Annotated in this window: 13 protein-coding genes; 10 read left to right on the top strand and 3 right to left on the bottom strand. The window is 66.6% G+C overall.

What is annotated here, in order from left to right; translation table 11 throughout:
* Positions 1-1,000 precede the first annotated feature (1,000 nt).
* The 3 genes from ACTWNK_RS01430 to ACTWNK_RS01420 all read left to right on the top strand — a co-directional run bounded on the left by ACTWNK_RS01430 (position 1,001) and on the right by ACTWNK_RS01420 (position 4,082).
* Positions 1,001-1,642 carry a hypothetical protein gene (locus ACTWNK_RS01430; protein ID WP_474301647.1) on the top strand — a complete coding sequence of 214 codons (642 nt, stop codon included), beginning with the start codon at positions 1,001-1,003 and terminating at the stop codon, positions 1,640-1,642.
* Between the two features lie 102 nt (positions 1,643-1,744).
* A complete protein-coding gene (locus ACTWNK_RS01425; RefSeq protein ID WP_474301646.1) occupies positions 1,745-2,599 on the top strand; it encodes a class I SAM-dependent methyltransferase in 855 nt (284 codons plus the stop codon).
* Between the two features lie 640 nt (positions 2,600-3,239).
* The gene (locus ACTWNK_RS01420; protein WP_474301645.1) at positions 3,240-4,082 is read left to right on the top strand and encodes a hypothetical protein; all 843 of its coding nucleotides are present in this window, start codon (positions 3,240-3,242) and stop codon (positions 4,080-4,082) included.
* A gap of 298 nt (positions 4,083-4,380) precedes the next feature.
* On the opposite strand, the gene ACTWNK_RS01415 is transcribed toward ACTWNK_RS01420, so the two are convergent.
* Both ACTWNK_RS01415 and ACTWNK_RS01410 read right to left on the bottom strand, forming a co-directional pair.
* A complete protein-coding gene (locus ACTWNK_RS01415) occupies positions 4,381-5,646 on the bottom strand; it encodes a methyltransferase domain-containing protein (protein ID WP_474301644.1) in 1,266 nt (421 codons plus the stop codon).
* Between the two features lie 30 nt (positions 5,647-5,676).
* Positions 5,677-6,561 carry a radical SAM/SPASM domain-containing protein gene (locus ACTWNK_RS01410; protein WP_474301643.1) on the bottom strand — a complete coding sequence of 295 codons (885 nt, stop codon included), beginning with the start codon at positions 6,559-6,561 and terminating at the stop codon, positions 5,677-5,679.
* 1,150 nt (positions 6,562-7,711) lie between these two features.
* Between ACTWNK_RS01410 and ACTWNK_RS01405 the strand changes: the two genes are divergently transcribed.
* Entirely contained in the window at positions 7,712-8,485 is a 774-nt protein-coding gene (locus ACTWNK_RS01405; RefSeq protein WP_474301642.1) for a GntR family transcriptional regulator, read from the top strand.
* A 51-nt stretch (positions 8,486-8,536) separates the two neighbouring features.
* On the top strand, positions 8,537-9,634 hold the full coding sequence (locus tag ACTWNK_RS01400) for an alanine racemase (RefSeq protein ID WP_474301641.1): 1,098 nt from the start codon (positions 8,537-8,539) through the stop codon (positions 9,632-9,634).
* A 1,014-nt stretch (positions 9,635-10,648) separates the two neighbouring features.
* Here ACTWNK_RS01400 and ACTWNK_RS01395 read toward each other — a convergent pair.
* A complete protein-coding gene (locus ACTWNK_RS01395; RefSeq protein WP_474301640.1) occupies positions 10,649-11,422 on the bottom strand; it encodes a GntR family transcriptional regulator in 774 nt (257 codons plus the stop codon).
* 345 nt (positions 11,423-11,767) lie between these two features.
* Between ACTWNK_RS01395 and ACTWNK_RS01390 the strand changes: the two genes are divergently transcribed.
* The 5 genes from ACTWNK_RS01390 to ACTWNK_RS01370 all read left to right on the top strand — a co-directional run bounded on the left by ACTWNK_RS01390 (position 11,768) and on the right by ACTWNK_RS01370 (position 17,866).
* Positions 11,768-12,721 carry an SAM-dependent methyltransferase gene (locus ACTWNK_RS01390; RefSeq protein WP_474301639.1) on the top strand — a complete coding sequence of 318 codons (954 nt, stop codon included), beginning with the start codon at positions 11,768-11,770 and terminating at the stop codon, positions 12,719-12,721.
* A gap of 701 nt (positions 12,722-13,422) precedes the next feature.
* The gene (locus ACTWNK_RS01385; RefSeq protein WP_474301638.1) at positions 13,423-14,466 is read left to right on the top strand and encodes an ABC transporter substrate-binding protein; all 1,044 of its coding nucleotides are present in this window, start codon (positions 13,423-13,425) and stop codon (positions 14,464-14,466) included.
* Complete coding sequence (locus ACTWNK_RS01380) at positions 14,463-15,629, top strand: methyltransferase (RefSeq protein ID WP_474301637.1); 1,167 nt, start codon at positions 14,463-14,465, stop codon at positions 15,627-15,629. The genes ACTWNK_RS01385 and ACTWNK_RS01380 overlap by 4 nt, the downstream gene beginning before the upstream one ends.
* Positions 15,630-15,744: 115 nt before the next feature.
* The gene (locus tag ACTWNK_RS01375) at positions 15,745-16,278 is read left to right on the top strand and encodes a hypothetical protein (protein ID WP_474301636.1); all 534 of its coding nucleotides are present in this window, start codon (positions 15,745-15,747) and stop codon (positions 16,276-16,278) included.
* A gap of 1 nt (position 16,279) precedes the next feature.
* Complete coding sequence (locus tag ACTWNK_RS01370; protein WP_474301635.1) at positions 16,280-17,866, top strand: hypothetical protein; 1,587 nt, start codon at positions 16,280-16,282, stop codon at positions 17,864-17,866.
* The last annotated feature ends 356 nt before the right edge of the window (positions 17,867-18,222 follow it).

The following is an 18,222-nucleotide window of genomic DNA, read 5'->3' as shown; positions in this document are numbered from 1 at the left end:
GAGCCCAGCGCGAACCTGGTGGAGTCACAACGAAGCCTTTTGACATCAAGAGTCACCACGCCGGGCACCCTTGGTCCTTTCGCGGCACTGGCCGATCAACAGAACCAGGCGCTGGCGGGCTCTGTTCTGCGGTCAGTCTGCGCCGCATTGCACTCGGAGGTCGACTGCCTCTCGCCAGGATAGGCAGAGTGCTTCGAATGGGGCTGACGCTCGGTGAGCTGTACACGATGACTCATGCCCCGCTGCGGCACAGGCTTCTGACACAGGTGCCCGACTGATCATTCGGCTCGCCTGCGAAGCACCGACGGTGCCGGGCGCTTTCAAGACCGGAGCCGCGACCGTCTGTGATGCGTCCAGCGCCCGAAGGGAAGTGAGCCGCGTGAGGCCTGCCGGGCACATGCCCAGGGGGACAACACCGACGGTGAGATCACTGCCGAGTCTCTGTCGCAGAAGGCGGCATCGACGCAAGTGATCGGCAGACGAAGTCAAGATCTCTGCTTCGCGTGCTCACCCTTCCCCGACCGCCCACCGACTGACTCCCTCCCCTCTCGATCAACAACGATGCCCTTTGCGCCCTGACGCCGAGGAAGAGGTTCGTCACCGATCAAGCGCAAGATGGACGCTCCACCTCACAGCTCCCCCTCCTGCGCGCTCACGTCGCAAGCTGGCGCTAGCCCCCTCGCCCCTGTGGGTCCGCGTGAGCTGGTGGTGTGCGCCGCAGACCAGACCCAGCGCACCCCCATCAACACCTAGGGGGGCGAGCCACGCGTTGGCAGCCCGCAGGGGGCGCCTAGCGCAAAGGCAAGCACGCTGCGGCTTTGAGCCGGGCAAGCCGGTGCTGCGCCGCTTCACCACATAGGCCGCATCTGCTGCCGACTGCATTCCCGTCAGGTGCGGGTGAGAAGTCGGCAGCCGCCCGCATCCATGCCAAACACCCGTTGGCCGACTCCTGGCCAACGGTGTTCGGCGCCCTATGCACCCCTATCTCCTGGGAGACGCCATGCCCACACGCGACCGCTTCACCACGCTGGACTCGCTCATCGACGCGACCATCGCCGAGGCCAACTCCGTTGTCGTACGGACAGCCTGGGCCGAGGAAGAGATCCAGGCGGCGATGCAACGCGCCCCCTCGGACGCCGACACCCTCTGGCACAGCTTCTCGCTCCTGAAAGCCACGCACCCGCTCATGCGCTACGAGCGGCTCTATCGCGCGCACTGTCGCGAGATCCTCGACCGCGTGGCTGCCAGCCTGGACACCCGGCCCGGCACCGCTGCCGAGATGTGCTGCGTGCTCAGCACCGTCTCCCACACCGTCCCGTTGAACTCCGTGGGGTTCGGCACCTACATGCGGGTGATGGTGCAAGCCTTTCCCGACCTGATCACCGATCTGGACATCCCAGAGGCCAGCGACCGGCAGGAACACCACGAAGCCCTGTACGGCGAGCGCATCAACGAAGTCGAAGACCACCTGCGCAGCAAGCTCACTGTCTGCGATCGGACGCAATCCACCATCGAATGCGATGGCCAGCACCACGGCGTACCGGCAGTGTGCCGGTATGCCGTCCGCGGCGAGGCCGACTCTGCCCATGCCGCGCCGCTGAACCCCGCCGCACCGCATCCAGGCATGCAAGCGCGCCCCTGACCGGCCCTCGCACCCGCTACGGCACATGGCCCCAGCACCAGGTCGGCTACCCCGCAAGGCGCGCCCAGTCCGGCCATACCTTCCGAACGGAGCACACATCGCATGCCCAAACTCACCAAGACTGCGGCGCTTCGGCACCACCAAGCCGTCGACCTCATCGACTCCGCACGCTGCTTATCCAGCGAAGAGGTGGAATTCGTGCTCACGCATTGGCAGGAGTCCTCCGTCGTCACCCATCCGCTGGAGGGCGCCTACTTCACGCCCCTGGAACTGGCCAAGGATCTCGCCTTGCACGTTCGCGGGCCGCGTGTCATCGACCTGTGCGCCGGGATCGGACACCTGTCGTGGGCGGTGCGATGGTGCTACGGCAACAACCGAGGTAGCGACAGCGCGTCCTTGGAGCTGGTGTGCGTGGAGAAGAACCCTGCCTACGTCGCCGTGGGGCGTCGGCTGCTTCCCGAGGCGACGTGGATCTGCGCCGACGTCGGCGAGGTCTTGGAGATGGGGTTGAACCCATGTGACACCGCCATCGCCAATCCACCCTTCGGCCGAAGCAGCCGCGCCAGCCGGGCCGCGCCTCGCTACCGCGGGTCCTCGATGGAGTATCACGTCATCGACGTGGCCGCGCAGCTGGCTCGCTTCGGTGTCTTTCTCATCCCGCAACCGTCGGCGCCCTTCAGCTACAGCGGCACCCGTCAGTCCGTGTGGGACTACCCGCCCGCCTACCGGCGCTTCGCTGAACAGACCGGGATCACGCTCGACTTCAACCTCGGCGTCGACACGGCCTTCTACGACGGCGATTGGCACGACGTCAGTCCCTGCACCGAGATCGTCACCGCCGACTTCACCCAGCACAAGCCTTGCAGCCGCCGTGGCCACCCTGCGGGGTCCACGCGCCAGGCTCCTGAAACCCCCCGGAGAGGGAACGGCGCAGCCTCGCCCGAGCAGCTGTTTTAGCTCCGGCTTCGACGAGACGCCAGTTCGTCGTGATACGGGTCCGGCTGCAGGAACGCCGGACGCTGATTAGCCAAGCACCCTGTTGGCTCACCTGAGGCTCGCTGCCGAGACTCCGCCTCGACGACCCTGCAGCGCTTGCCTGGGCTACATGTGGCTTACGGCCGGGTCACCTCCCGCGCGCGCAACCACACACCATCATGCTGAACACTGCCGCAGGCTGGCCGATGCTCCTGTCCCGCTCGGCGGGCACTACCGGCACCTGCGCCTGAGCGGGACAGGCTGCCACCGAGCAAGCCTGAGCGGATGACACCAGCGGATGGGGCACGGGTGCACGACATCCTCGTGGCCCAGATACAGGAAGGAGGTCATGGCGGGGGCAGGCGGGACGCACTCGCTGACGTCATCAGCCGGCGACCGAAGGCCCAGTGGCGGCACGCGCGGCGGACGAGCGAGGGGGACGATCACTCACCCCTGCCTTCACACCCAGGACCGGCTGCAGGCGCAACGACGTCCTGGATGATCACGGCACGGGCACGAACGACGACTCAGCTGGCAACCATGATGTGGCCCCGACCTCCACATCACGGCCACCCGTTTCCGTCACTCCTCATTCTTAGCATGATCATGCTAAGAATGAGGAGTGACGGAAACGCTCGCACGCGGCAGTCGCGTCATCGCGGTCATCGAAACCGCCTGGGCCGCCATCCGCGCCAACCACCCCCAGGTACCACAGGTCATCACCGTCACCGGACGAGGCGACTACGGTGAGGTTACCTGGGGCCACTTCGCTGCCGGCACCTGGAACGCCGGAGCAGGCAAAATGTCAGAGCTTTTCGTTTCCGGCGAACTGCTCGGCCTCGGCGGACGGCAGGTGATGCAGACCCTCCTGCACGAGGCGGCACACGGACTGGCGGACGTGCGCCAGATCGAGGACACCAGCAGCAAGAGCCGCTACCACAACAAGAGGTTCGCCCGCCTGGCCGCAGAGGTGGGGCTGCAGCCGCCCGCGGAGAAGGACGCGGTCATCGGCTGGAGCGAGTGCACCATCACCGATGCCACCGCCCACCGCTACCAGAGCCAGATCGCCGATATTGACGGCGCCCGCCTCCCCCATCGGCGCAGTCGATGGGTGCCCTACGTCCCGGCCATACCTAATCATGACCTGGACAGTCGCTCGGCGTCTGGCCTCGAGGACGACGGGGCTGCGATCACGTCCGCGGCACCGGTGCCGGTTGACCTCGTCGACCACGACCACGGCCTCGACCACGGCGATGCCCTCGACGTCCCCTCCCCAACCCAGGAAGCCCCCATCAGTCGTGACGGTGTCCGGATCACGATCGCATGTGCCTGTGTGCCGCCACGCAAGATGCAGGCCAGTCCCGCAAGCTTCGAGCGCGGCCCGATCACCTGCGGCACCTGCCATACCGACTTCGTCCAGGCCGAACCACAACGTCGGCGGCGCCGCCCGCCACACGCACGGTAAGCGGCCATTGCCCGATACAACGCAGCGGGCCTTTGCAGGGCAGCCCCGAGCACAGCGGGAAAGGCGGAAATCCGCACCCTACCTCGGCTTCCAGGACACACGCGCTGATCCGTGACGCAGTAAGCAGACACCATCAGCATGATCATCTTAGATGTTCGCATGCGAACCCGCAGTGGGCCCTCGTCAGGCTTCGCCGTAGCCGAACCACGGTGCCCGGCGCCGTCAACGCCGCGGAACCTACCCCCGGGCCAAGTATCCGGCGGGGCCGGGCGCGGGTGAACAATATCAGTCGGCTCTGTCAGGACAGATCCGCGAAATTGCTCTTGGTCGCAGGGAGTGCATGATCAGCGGTGGGAGCGAGAACCCGATCAGGGCGATCCAGCCACAGGAACTGGCCGTGGGCGGTGACGGTGATACCGAACCGATCCCGGCTGGGCTTACCGGCTCGCAACCAGAACATGTAGGCGGCCTGCGCCTCCTCCCACAGGCGACGGGTCCCCGCTTGGGTGATCGTGCACTCCTTGCCTTCAGAGGTGCTGAGGCATGTTGCCCAACTGGAGCCGTCCGAGGAGCGAAGCCGCACCACCTTGGCCCATGTGTCGTCGTCGTTGCGCAGCCACTCAGTGCTGATGGTGATGTCGGGGGCGAGCGCGGCGAGCATCAACGTGATCGCCTCGCCTCGACTGCCAGTCAGATCCACAAGGGTGCGCGGATCGAATTGAGTGTGTGACTGTTCGGCGGCCAGGTCGCTGAGGGGCTGTGCGGGGCGGCGCTGGGAACGAAGCATCATGAAGGTCGCGGGGCCGTGGAAGCGGCCGATGGCGGTGCCATCATCGAGGACATCAAGCAAGAGTTGTTGGCCACCGTGATGCGAGGCGGCTGCGGGCATGTACGGAAGGGCGATCAGCCCGCCAGGCCGGGTCTGCGTGATCCAGGCATGAGGGATGTCACGGATCCCGCAAGTGACGTGCACCCGGTCGTACAACCCGCCAGCTGAGTACCCCTCGGAACCGTCGCCGACGATCAACCTAGAGGTAAAGCCACTGCGGCGCAGGTTCTCAGCGGCTACCTTGGCGAGGTCTTCGTCGACCTCGACGGTGATGACTTGCTCGCCTCCCAAACGCCAGGCCAAAACGGCGGCGCTCCACCCGGTACCAGTACCAATTTCCAGCACTCGGTGATGATCTCCCAGCTCCAGCAGATTCAAGAAGGTGAAGGCGACTGAGGGGGCCGAAAGCGAACAGGTCGGGGTGCCAGAGGTGTCGGCGGACATGACGGTGCCGTCGTCGCGTTGGGTGATGATCGAGCAGTCGCTGTAGACGGCATTCCACCAGTCGACTGGGTTAGTTTTGCGATTGATCGCCCGGGAGGCGATCAGCGGGCTGGAGGCAGCGGCGTAGCCGACTTGAGGAACGAACAAGTGGCGCGGCACCTCATGCAGTGCGACCCGCCAGGACGGCTGTTCCCAAGACAGGCCACCGATGTGGCCGCATGCAGTGAGGTAGTCGGCCAGGGTGTCGGCGCGTTCACGAAAGCGCGCGGACGCCCATGCGTCGGAGGTCACAGGCAGGGCTCCTCAATGGGTGAGGGCTGGTCATTCGTCATCTTCCACTCCTGGGTCGCAGCCAGGCGTGCAACTGGGCTCACAAGGGTGGCACTGGCCGTCGTTGTCAGGTCCGCACATCGTGACGGGTCGTACGACGTCGGCGATACGCGCGGCGGCCGGGACCATGCTGCGGTAAGCCTGAGCGAAGCCTCCGGTACGCACATCGCCTGCCGCCATCCAGCGCGCCATGACGCAGGGGGCGAGGCTTCCGTCGGGCAACACAGCGGCTGCGCGCTGACCGCAGTTGCCGCACAACTGCGTCATGTCCGGCCGATGGCTGCCGGGGCGGCCGAGGCGACGGAGATGATCGAGGCCGATCTCCCTCACGCCTAGTGCGGCGAGTAACGCTCTGGCGTGGGAGACCCGTTGTGCTGGAAGAACACGCACGATTCCCGCTCGTACTCTCAGCAGTTCCGCCATAGCGGTGCTGATGTGGGCCATGACCAAGGAGAGGGTGTCGCGCTTGGTGATCCGACGGTGTTCGTCACGGTCGTCGCTGTAGAAGGAAAAGGCCAGCCGTGCCTGTTTGTGTTGAAGGAGCTCCCATACGAGATGAGGCACTCGGACGGCCAGCGAGGAGTAGACCTCGACTCCCAGACCTGCATTCAGAGCGTGTGCCATGAGTTGAGGAAGTGCTGGGTAGAGCAGTGGTTCGCCGCCAATCAAGCTGATGGTGGAGGTACCGATGTCGGCGGCTTGATCGATGACGGCAAGCCAATCGGTCTCGGTCATGGTGCCGTGAGTGCCCTGAGGCGAACTGGATGCATAGCAGTGCACACATGAGGCGACACACCTGCCGGTGACCTCGAGCCACACAAACCGTGGACCGCGCCTATCTGCACAGGCAGTGGAGTTGTCCTGGAGAACTGCCATCGTTGTCCTTTCGTGGAGCGGACCTGGTGGGCCAGCGTGCGGGCGCGCATCCGTCGTGCTCCATCGGTTTCGCACCTGTCTGCTGGTGGGCGCGCCCACAACCGACTCGGACGGATGCCCGCGCATGGATTCGGCGTGTCTTGATACGAGCTTTCTTGAGTAACCGGCAAGGGGCGTTCGCAGATGCTTCTCGCCACCAGCATGCGATCCATCGGGCATGGTCTGGCCTCGCGTCAGCGAGCACAGCAGCGACTGCGCTGCCGCATGAGCACAACTGCTGGATCTGCTGGGGCTGGAGATGTGTGCCTTCGCCTGAGCGTCCAATGCTCGGCCTCGGTCGACGCCAACGTCGATCACTCCGAGTGCAGTGGGCGTAGTGGTTACTTGTCCGACCCTCTCCCCACGCGCGAAATGCCCACACGTAGGAAGAGGGGTATTCCAGAGCACAGCGGATGTTGATCAGGATTCGCTGGCAGGTGGGTCTACCAGTGCTACCTGGGTCGTCACTACAGAAGCTTGTCCCGAGGCTGACGCTTGGCCTTCCGGGCGCACCGCACAGCGTTCCAGAACCCCAGAAGACGGGGGCGCACACCTCAACCAGGCGTGCTTGCTCAAGCAAGAAGGTGATCAGGCCGCCGACGCCAGGGAAGAACAGCGACTCGCTTTCGATCAGTGTGATGGTAATGATGTCGACAGCGGCAGTAGGCGCGATGACTTTCGGCCACCCAATCAGGGGCAATGCTCTAGGCTGCTTACGAGGGCGCGGGGAGTCGGAGTAGACGCTGCACCTGGCCGGACATGTGTATGCGAGTACACATCGGCGCATGGCTGGCTTGGCCGGCGCAGTTCCCCCTCTCGGGCTGGGGTTGGTTGCAGCAACCGTCTCCTGCGGAAGACCTGCCATCGCCTTCCTTGCTGACACACACCCTCCTTGCCGGGCGTGACGGTTGGGCCCGCTGTCAGCTCAGTGCGGCTCGATGGGGTGCATCTGCCGCGGCATGAGAGACCCCTGGTCCTGCGCCCGCTTCGTAGGCTCATCAACCCGAACGCATAAAGATCAAACGTTTAGTGTTTATCCTTGCCCTGGGCGTGGGGCTCGTCAAGGGTCCTCAAACGTTTGGCGTATCCTGGAAGGCATGAAAGGAACTCAATGAGCACTCACTCCTTCCGCGACATTGCCTCCAGCCTGCGGCGAGAGATCGTCGACGGCACTCCTGGCTTCGGTGAGAAGCTTCCCCCCGAACCCGATCTCGCTGCGCGTTTCGGTGTTTCCCGCGGCCTCGCTAACCGCGCTCTGGGGGTTCTGTATGCCGAAGGGCTTGTTCGTCCTCGTCAGGGGGATGGCACCCGTGTCACCTACTTGCGCCCCTTCACGCACTCTCCGGCCCGCTACCAGAGCGAGCACCGCGAGCGCGATGGAGCGAAAGGTGCGTTCGACGCCGAGGTCCGTGCCCGAGGCTTGACGCCCGTCCATGAGATCACCACCGAACGGGTTCAGGCCCCGGAACGCATCGCCGCTCTGATGGGCCTGCCCGCCGGGCAGGTCAACGCAATCCGGCGCCACCGGAGACTCCTAGCCTTTCGCGGCGGCCCAGAATCCAGCGTGGTCATCCGGATCAACACCTCCTGGCTGCCTCTCGACATCGCAGCGGGCACGGCACTCGAAGAGCCCGACCCCGCCATCATCGGCGGCATCAAAACAGCCCTGACCAACCTAGGACACCGGCAGACGAACGCGAGCGAGAAGATCTTCAACCGGCTCCCTGCTGCCCTTGAACAGGCGCATTTGGAGATCGGGCCGGAGCGCACTGTCTACGACATCGAGCACGTGGCCAGCACCAGCGACGGCCGCGTGGTCGAGGTCACCCAGACCATCGCTCCGGCGAACTATCTGATCATCGAACTCGCCATCTCATTTGCCTGACTCCGTTCGCACTGCCTGAGCAACATTCGTTCGAGGAATCTGGAGCCCCACATGAGCCAAGTCTTCGACTCCCTCACACAGCGCGCACACGAGTTGGCCGAGGTCGGCCAGTTGCCCGCGTTCATCTACGATCTTGAGGCACTCGATCGCCACCTGACCTCCGTTCGTCAGGCGCTCGGCGAGGTCGAGTTGTACTACGCGGTCAAGGCCAATCCTGACCCTCGCCTGCTCGCGGTCGTGGCGCGGCATGTGCACGGCTTGGAGGTGGCCTCCGGTGGCGAGTACGAGCACGTGCACCAGTTGCAGCCAAGGCTGCCAATCGCCTTCGGCGGCCCGGGTAAGACCGACCAAGAGCTAGCGTTGGCCCCCCAGGTATTCCGCCTACACGTCGAGAGTCCAGACGAGCTGGCCCGGCTGCTCGCCTCTGGTAGCGAGGCCGACATCCTGCTACGCGTCAATCTGCAAGTTCCTATCGACGGGGCGTCGTTGGCCATGGGGGGCGCCACTCCGTTCGGTATGGATCCCGAAGGTGTCGCGGAGAGCCTGAAGCTTTTGGAGGGACAAACACGGGTCCGGCTGCGCGGACTGCACGCACACTTGGCTAGCGGTTTGCAGGCTGAGCAGATGTTGCAGCTCGCTGCCGCCATCGTGGAGTATGCGCGCAGCCTGGGACTGACGGAGATCAATCTTGGCGGTGGCATGACGGTCTCCTATGCCGACCCGGATGCGCGCTTCAACTGGGAGGCCTACGGTCGCGGTCTGGCCACGCTACGTCGACCGGAGGAGACCTTCCGCATCGAGCCCGGCCGATCTCTGACCGTTTACTGCGGCCGTTACGCCACCCAGGTAATCGACGTGAAGCGCGTGCACGGTCAGAAGTTCGCCGTCGTGGCTGGTGGTACGCATCACATCCGCACCCCTGCAACCAAGGGTCATGATCAGCCTGTCGTTGCTGGTCCTGCTGGTGAGCCGACCACCATCGTCGGGCAGCTGTGCACGCCAAAAGATCAGCTCGCCGCCCGGGTGCCGATCACACTGCAGCGCGGAGATGTGGTTGAGTTCGCCATGGCGGGTGCCTATGCCTGGAACATCAGTCACCACGACTTCCTGATGCACAAGCATCCGACGTTCTCCTATGTCGGCGAATGAGAGAGTACATTCTGCGCTTCGAGCACGCCCGAGCGCTGTGAGGTCAGAGGAAGAGCCGGGCCACGTATGGCCTCGCGATCGAATGTGGAGTCGCCGAAGAGGGGCGTCGCATGCCTCGATCGGAGTGCTAAGGCGCCCTGTCGCCATCGCAGATGAACTTGGCCGCGATCTTGGTGCCACATGGCTGTAGGCAACTGATCACGTAGAAGACCTCCGGGCTTGGTGGAGTTGGCCGCTTCACCAGCACCCGGAGGTCTTGGTGAGCCACGTCATCGCTCGCCTCGCCCTCTATGGCAGATGCCTGCTGGCCCGCCACGCTCGTGGAGGCAGGCTGCCCGTGGTCGATGGGCGTATCGCGTCAATGCGGGCATCGCTGAATACGTCGCTAGTGTGAACAGGACTGGGACGGGCTCAAGGAACGACGCAGTGGATCACTCCTGCCCTTGCCGTTCATCGCCGCACACTGAAAGACGTGCTGGCCGCTCGCGTACCGAGTTGCGGCAGGACTCGGCCGGCTGGTCGCAGCGTGCGGCGCGTCGGCCTGCACCATCACCGTCCCTCGCGCCGCCACGACACCCTGCTGGCTTGCGTCCCACTGATCGACACCCGAATTCGGCCGACCGCAGCAGCGCCAACTGCTATGACCATCCTGCCTCGGCGACCTGATCCACCTGAATGTCAAAGACTCGGCCGCACTCCGGCGGCGACGGCCACGGGGATGCGGTCGCAGCGAACAGGTTCACGGGCGGGGATGGCTACGACTATCGGAACACCTCCATCAACGACCACGCCAGCCTGGCCCACATCGAAGCCTTACAAAATTGGGGGCCAGCCATCAGCCGACTGTCGCCAAGTACAGCTAGACCAGGATGCGCATCATCGGCCGCCCGGGTGTGTTGGGGCCGGGAGAACCTGCCGGACCTGTGCAGTGCAGAGCGATCATCCGAAGCGCACGACACCTCGGCTGATGCCGGGCCACACATGACCTTCTCGCCCCTCATCTGTCGCGTTCCGTCAATCCAGGATGACCAAGCTGTGCAGAGTTAGATAGTGGGTGGGTGCCGTCGCGCATGTGACCTCGACGACGCGGCCGTCGCTGGTGCTGGCCACGTGCTCGATGTCGTAGACGGTGCTCTCAGAACTGACTTCGAGCTGACGGACCTCCGCAGAAGTGGGTCTGCGGGCTTCTACGGTCTCCCAGGCTATGTGCTGGCTATGTCCTAGGTTGGTCAGGGCTGTTTTGATGCCGCCGATGATGGCGGGGTCGGGCTCTTCGAGTGCCGTGCCCGCTGCGATGTCGAGAGGCAGCCAGGAGGTGTTGATCCGGATGACCACGCTGGATTCTGGGCCGCCGCGAAAGGCTAGGAGTCTCCGGTGGCGCCGGATTGCGTTGACCTGCCCGGCGGGCAGGCCCATCAGAGCGGCGATGCGTTCCGGGGCCTGAACCCGTTCGGTGGTGATCTCATGGACGGGCGTCAAGCCTCGGGCACGGACCTCGGCGTCGAACGCACCTTTCGCTCCATCGCGCTCGCGGTGCTCGCTCTGGTAGCGGGCCGGAGAGTGCGTGAAGGGGCGCAAGTAGGTGACACGGGTGCCATCCCCCTGACGAGGACGAACAAGCCCGCGGGCGTGCAGGCTCTGCAAAGCCCGGTTGACCAGACCGCGGGAAACACCGAAACGCGCAGCGAGAGTCGATTCCGCTGATAACCGGTCGCCGAAGGTCGGGGTGCCGTCGCGGATTTCACCTTCGACGACATCGGCGATCTCGCGGAAGGAGTAGGTGCCCATCTGCTTCCCTTCGTAACGGAACGAATACGTCAAACGTTTGACCTTGACGAGCTCCCCTTCTCGCGCCACAGTACATACGTCAAACGTTTAATGTTTAGCGTAGTCGTTGCTGACTTGCCTCGCCAGGAAGAGCCCGATCTACCCGGTGTCGAGCTCGCGTCGCAACGCATGCCGATGAGCGTCCAACTGCCGGACTCTTCTCCCTTGAGTGGAGGTGCGTCGCGTGAGAGGAGTACACGTCGTGAGTCAGTGCACAGCCGTACCAAAGACGGGCTCGTTGAACCCCGAGGGAACGCGCACTCTCCCCTGCTGCTTCGTCGGGGTCATTCCCGCTGGAAGGCTGTGATGAGCACGCTCACTCCGTCGTCATCCGCTGCGGAGAGCGTCTCCGAACAGGCCGGAGCGTCACCGCCGCCGACTGTGAAGGACTACGGGGATGCGGTGCCGCTCGCCCTTGACCCGAAGGTCCCGAACGCGGCCCGCATCTACGACTACCTGCTCGGCGGAAAGGACCACTGGCCCGCCGATCGCGAAGCAGCCGAGCAATTGCACAAGCTCTACCCCGACGTCCGCGCCGCGGTGCAGGACAACCGGGAGTTCTTGGGACGCGTGGTGTCTCATCTCGCCAAAGAGGGCTTCGATCGCTTCATCGACTTCGGCTCCGGTCTGCCCACGAGGCGGAACGTCCACCAGGTGGCGCAAGAGATCAACCCCGACGTCCGCGTCGTCTACGTCGACCACGACGACGTCGTCGCCGTGCACGGCCGTGCCCTGCTGTCGGGCTCGCCCGGGGCGGTGATGGTACGCGCCGATGTGCGCGACATCATCGCCCGTCCAGGTGATGCGGACGCCGATCCGCTGCAGCATCCCGCGATCAGAGCACTGCTGGAGCCGGGCAGGCCAGTGGTGGTGCTGATGGTGGCGTTGCTCCACTTCATCGCGCCCGATGAGCGGCCTGAGGAGATCGTGGCTGAGCTGGCGCAGGTCCTGCCGCAGGGCAGCCGGCTGGTGATCACGCACGCCTGCCCCTTCCAACGAGGCCAGGAGCTCACCGAGGAAGACGCGCGCAAGCTCGAGCAAGCCCGCAACGTCTACAGCAAGGCATCGGCCTCGATGTGGCCACGCAGGCATGAGCAGATCGAGGGGTTGTTGTCGGGCTGGCAGCTGCTGGAGCCACTGGTGAGCGTTCAGCGCTGGCGGCCGACGCTGCTTGAGGAACTGATCGGCAACCCTGAGGCGCGCTTCGTCGGTGGTGTGGCCATCCAGGCCGAGGGCGTCACCGGACAGGGGGCGGCGTGATCACAGTGACATCGCCGGGCGCAGGCCAGGGGCGGGGAGAAGAAGGCGCTTTCACGATCGCGGTGATGCCGGATCCGCAGCGTGAGATACGCGAACACCCCCTCGCAGCCGCAAAGGCGTGGCCGGTGCACACGCAGATAACCTTGACTGAGGATGGGGTGAGGCTGCTGCCGCACTCGACGGTGACTTCACCAGCCCCACAGCCTCGCTCGCGGACCTCGTCGGCGCCCCGAAGATCGTCGTTGTTCGCTCGGCAGCCATCGCGACCACCCGCCTGTGCGCGGCGCACGCCGATGCTTGAGGTTCGGAGCTCTCGACACTGACCCTTTCCCCCGCAGCACGCCCGTGCGCCCAGCCATTCCTCGTCAACTGGGCGGAAGGCGTGCTGCCACCCCGGTACGGAATCAGGGGCGGATTCGTACCGGGACGGCGCAGGCCAGGGCGGGCTCGCCTGTCACGTTCCGGCCCGGCCTGCGCCGCCGATTTCGACGCCTTGATTCGTGCGGTGCGTGGCAGGCACGTGGTGCCGGCGCCAGCCGCGCGCCGCACGCCCAGACTCCTGCGGCCCGGCCTTGCGAGCGGTGCCCCATCAGCGGATGAGCTGGTGACTGCAGACAGGCGCCGCCTGGCCGGACCGCAGGCCCTCCTCTCCTCCTCTTCCTGAGAGCCCTATCTCGGGACGAGGCCCCTCACCTCTTCTCGTGCTGGAGCACGCCATGAAACGAACACTCATAGTGCTGATGTCATTACTTCTGGCTGTTGGTGTGGGGTGTGCCCGCACAGGCGACACCTCGGCGGACGCAGACGATCAGCTGAGGGCGATCAAGGTCGGGGCGATGACGATCCCCGACTGCGCCCCGCTGTACATCGCCGCACAGCGCGGATTCTTCCGCGCGGAAGGCCTCAGCGTGCGCGTGGAGACCATCCAGGGCGGAGCCTTCGCCCTGGCCCCGCTCCTGGGCGGCGGCCTGGACTTCGCCCTGCTCAACTACCCGGCCGCACTCGCGGCCGAAGGCAACACACCCGGGTCGATAAAGCTGGTGGCCGACGCCTACGCCGCCGCACCCGGTGCCTTCGTCCTCATGGTGGCCAAAGACTCCGACATCAAGGACCTGGCCGACCTCAAGCCTGCACCGGGCGGTGACAAACGCATCGTGGCGACCGCCACCTTGAACTCCATCGGGACACTCACCACCGAGGTCGCGCTCGACACCGTCGGCCTCAGCAAGAACGACATCGTGCAGACCACGATCGCGCTGCCGGACATGCTCGCCGCCCTGGACAACCGCGGCGACTCGCGGCGCATCGCCGCCTGGATGACCGAGCCGTTCATCTCCGCCGCCGACGCCCGCGGTCATCGGCGCCTGTATGACCTGATGCAAGGGCCGACCGAAAGCTTCCCGATCGCAGGGTGGGCCACCAGTGCGAAAACCGCGCGGGAGCAGCCCGCACTGGTCTCAGCCTTTCAGCGGGCCATCAGCCGCGCCCAGCAGGTGGCCGCCCGTGACCGGGTCGCCGTCACCGACATCCTGCCCACCTACACGAAAATCCCCCAGGACCTGAGCACCAGCATCGCCCTGGGCTCCTTTCCACTCACGCTGGAGCCCAAGCGGCTGCAGCGCGTCGCCGACACCATGCTCGCCTACGGCTACCTCGGCAAACCCGTTGATGTCACCACCATGGTGATCGCGCTGCCACCGCACGCCCCGCAGCCCCTACCGCCAACCCCGGGGAGCACCCGATGAACGCCTCCCCCCGCCCGCCGCACCTGCCCGCCCCCGACAGCCCGACGCAACCGCTCCCCCGGCGCCTGCGCCTGCAAGAGCCCTGCGACACCCAGCGGGAACCGGCCGAGGCCCTGCACCCGCACACCCTGATCCAGGACCTCATCAACGGGGTGATCCGCTTCGCCGCCCTGCACACCCTGGTGAGCCTGAGGCTGGTCGAGCACCTGCGTGACGGCGTGCAGGCCAACGCCACCGAACTGGCCGAACGCTGCCGCCCCGAGGGCAGCGAGCACCCCCTCGACGTCGTCGTGCTCAACCGCATCCTGCGCCAAGGCGTCGCGATCGGAGTCCTGCGCGCCGACGACAGCCACGCCTTCTACACCCTCACCCCCGCCGGGCAGACGCTGCTCGCCGAGCGCCCCGACAGCATGCGCCCAGCGGTCGAATGGGCCGCAGACCCCGTGGCCTGGCAGGCGGCCGGGCAACTGAGCCACACCGTCGCCCGCACCGCCGACCCTGCCGGGACAGCAAAGGACGGGCTGTATGAGCGGCTGGCAGGCGACGAGCGGGCGGCCACACGCTTTCACGCCTTCATGGCCGCCCGCACCCACACCATCGCCACCGCGCTCGCCCAGCGCGACCTGGGCGGTGTGCACACCGTGGCCGACATCGGCGGCGGCCACGGGCACCTGCTGGCCGTCCTGCTGCACCAGCACCCTCACCTGCGTGCCATCCTGCTCGAGCGGCCCGATGTCGCCCCCTGCGCCCGCGCCGCGCTGGCCGGTCAAGGCCTGGTTGAGCGCGTCGACGTCGTCGCCGGCGACATGTTCGCCGCCGCACCCCAGGGCGCTCAGCTGTATGTACTCAGCAGCGTCCTGCACAACTGGCCGGACACGCAGGCGCACCTCATCCTGCGCAACGTCGCCGAGCAGATGGGCCGCGCCCCCGGCAGCCGGCTGTGGGTCGTCGAGGCGCTCATGCCGACCTCGGTGCGAGGACCGCACCCGGTGCTCGACCTCGACCTCAAGATGTGCGCGTTGTTGCCCGGGGCGGCCGAGCGCACCGCGCTGGAATACGACGGCCTGATGCTGCGCGCCGGACTGCAGATCACCGGCAGGCATCCTCTGCCGCACGACCTGGTCCTGCTGGAGGCCGAAACCCTGGCCCGGCCTGCGCGCTGACAGCCAAGCAGACAAGCCCCGCCCGCCGGGGTGCCCGGCAAGCCGCAGCCGCCGGGCACCCCGCACGCCGCCCGGCACGCCCCCGGTGAGCGGCCCGCACCCAACAGAAGGAGCCATGTCACCCCTGCCGCCCCGCCACTTCATGGGCCTCAAACAGATAGGTGCCCTGTTCGGCGCCAACGCCGCCCTGGTCAGCACATGGCGCACCCGCTACAAGGACACCCCCCACGCCTGCCCCCAACCTGCCGCGTGGATCGGCGACGTCCCTGGATGGGACGACCCCACCGCATGGAAGGCATGGAAGCTCTGCCTGCCCGGTCAAGGCGCCACCCCGCTGCCGCTGATGCAGGCCCGCCGCGAGCTCCAGCAGGCGCGCACCGAGCTGTCCGCCGCCGCCCCCCGGCACCAGCGCGACCTCGACAGCAGCGACTCCGACCTCTTCTCCCTCGACCTTCGCGCCCTGGATCGCCTAGCCGCCCGCTACGCGGTCGACGAGGCGACCGCCTACCACGTGCTGGCCCGCATCATCAGCTCCCAGCCGGCCATCGCGCCCGAACACTGTCTGATCAAAGCCGCGGCGACCATCCTTCATCGCCACGCCCGCCTCCAGCCGCCCGCACCGGCCCAACCGCACCCTGGACACCCCTGACATGAGCAACCGCCGCGCCCGCCGTCATCTGCGCCTCCTGGCTCCCGACCCTCTGCCCTGGCCCCTGGAGCCGACGCCCGGCACACCCCAGGAGATAGGCCGGCGCATCCACACCACCCGCATCTCCCAGCGGCGCTCACAGAACGACCTGGCCCGCCCTCACCTGTCGAACTCCCTCATCAGCCTGCTGGAGGCAGGCCGACGCAACCCTCTGCCTCATCTTCCTCACCTGAGCCGACGCCTGGACGTCTGCCGACAATGGCTGGCCACCGGAGTCAGCAGCACCGACCTCGACCACCTGCGCACCCAGCTCCTTCGAGCCCGCCGCCTGCTCAACACCGGCCGCCACCGCGACGCCGACCTGCTGCTGCGTGAGGTCCTGGCGCACCCTGCGACACCAGCTGTGCCCGCCGCAATCCAGCAAGCCGCCCTGTGGCTCACCGAAACCGCACACGAGGCCGGCGACCTGCACGAAGCCATCGACCGGCTCACCGCCGCGCGCACCCGCACCGGGCCGGCGCAGGCTGTGCCCGGCGACGGCCTGGGCTGCGCCGTCACCCACGCCTTGTGCAAAGCGCTCCACGAACGCGGCGACGACAGCGCAGCCATCGCCTTGGCCGAGGACGAACTGCGCGAGCTGATCTCGCTCACCCCCGCCCAGCTCACCACCGCAGCTCACCTGTCCCGCCCGCCAGACCGCAGGTGGAGCGAGGAACACCTTGAACTGCTGCTCGTGCTACGCCGCCTGTACACCGAAGCGGGCTACACCCTGCGCCTGGCGCTGCTGCCGGACCTCAGCCTGCTCCACGACGAGCTCAACGGCCGCTTCGGCAATGCGCGAGCCAAGATCGCATTGCGCCGCAACATCGCCATGAGATGGGCGGCACAAGGCCGCACCGACCTGGCCGATCTGGCCATGAAGTTCGCCTGCAGCCACGCCCAGCAGGCCCGCAACGACCTCGAGCTCGCCCGCCTGCGCCTGGAGCACGCGCTCCTGCCCGGCCAAGGAGGCGCCGACAGCATCTACGCACGCGTCAAAGATGCCTGCGCCGACCTGCGCGCCTGCCACGCCCCCGCCCGCGACATGGTCGCAGCCGACGTGCACCTGGCGCACGCAGCCCTCAGCGCAGGCCATCTCCACCGAGCCCACCAGCACGCCACCCGCGCACTGCAGCGCAGCCATCTCAACCCGGCCCTGCGCTGCCACGCCCTGCTCATCTGCGCCCAGGCCGCAGCCGCGACCGGGCACCCGGAGCAGGCCCTCGCCCACGCACGGGCGGCAGCTGAGGTGGCCGACGCTCACGACCCCCCGCTGCGCCGCCCCGCTGTGTGGGCGCAGATCGCCCGCACTCTGCACAGCTGCGGCCAGCACGACGAGGCCGAGGCCGCCTTCCGCATCTCGCTCGACCTCGCCGATATCGGCAACAGCCCCACGCACGCGGGCATCCCCCGTGCCGATCACAACCCGAATCCGCCGAACGCGGCAGCACGCGAAAGGGCCGAGCACTCACCCCGGCATCCGCGCACGCCCGATCACTGCGCCCATCGCGACGCACCCGCGCAACCCCGCCGGGACATGAACGGGTGAGGGAGGCCGCAGCCCTCACCGATCGTGGTGCCACTGGCCGCGCCAGCCGTAGCGGGCCAGGGGCCTGAAGTGAGGACCAGGCACGACAAACGCAATGGCATCACCGATGATTGGCCTGCGCCCGCACTGATGCTCTTTCGCCGCCCGCCTCACCTGCCCTGACAGGCACTACAGGCTGCATCACCTGTGCGCGCGTCTTGAGAATCACGCACTCTCACCGGTCGGCCCCGCCCGCCACATCGCAGAAGGCGCATCCCAAGCCATACGAACCTCACCGAAACGAGCAGAACCGCTCCGCCCCACCCTGATGTACCTGCCGCGTGATCGCAGGCCTATGAAGGCGCCGGTCGCGCGAC

The organism is Nonomuraea sp. IBHARD001 (assembly GCF_056106265.1).
Note: the sequence above shows the minus strand (reverse complement) of the source record. Positions and strands in the feature narration are given on the sequence as shown.

Bases quoted from the DNA above. Each gene is read 5' to 3' on its own strand.
- ACTWNK_RS01405 (WP_474301642.1), top strand. From the start codon at position 7,712: ATGAGCACTCACTCCTTCCGCGACATTGCCTCCAGCCTGCGGCGAGAG.
- ACTWNK_RS01375 (WP_474301636.1), top strand. From the start codon at position 15,745: ATGTCACCCCTGCCGCCCCGCCACTTCATGGGCCTCAAACAGATAGGT.
- ACTWNK_RS01410 (WP_474301643.1), bottom strand. From the start codon at position 6,561: ATGGCAGTTCTCCAGGACAACTCCACTGCCTGTGCAGATAGGCGCGGT.
- ACTWNK_RS01430 (WP_474301647.1), top strand. From the start codon at position 1,001: ATGCCCACACGCGACCGCTTCACCACGCTGGACTCGCTCATCGACGCG.
- ACTWNK_RS01380 (WP_474301637.1), top strand. From the start codon at position 14,463: ATGAACGCCTCCCCCCGCCCGCCGCACCTGCCCGCCCCCGACAGCCCG.
- ACTWNK_RS01390 (WP_474301639.1), top strand. From the start codon at position 11,768: ATGAGCACGCTCACTCCGTCGTCATCCGCTGCGGAGAGCGTCTCCGAA.
- ACTWNK_RS01370 (WP_474301635.1), top strand. From the start codon at position 16,280: ATGAGCAACCGCCGCGCCCGCCGTCATCTGCGCCTCCTGGCTCCCGAC.
- ACTWNK_RS01395 (WP_474301640.1), bottom strand. From the start codon at position 11,422: ATGGGCACCTACTCCTTCCGCGAGATCGCCGATGTCGTCGAAGGTGAA.
- ACTWNK_RS01400 (WP_474301641.1), top strand. From the start codon at position 8,537: ATGAGCCAAGTCTTCGACTCCCTCACACAGCGCGCACACGAGTTGGCC.
- ACTWNK_RS01425 (WP_474301646.1), top strand. From the start codon at position 1,745: ATGCCCAAACTCACCAAGACTGCGGCGCTTCGGCACCACCAAGCCGTC.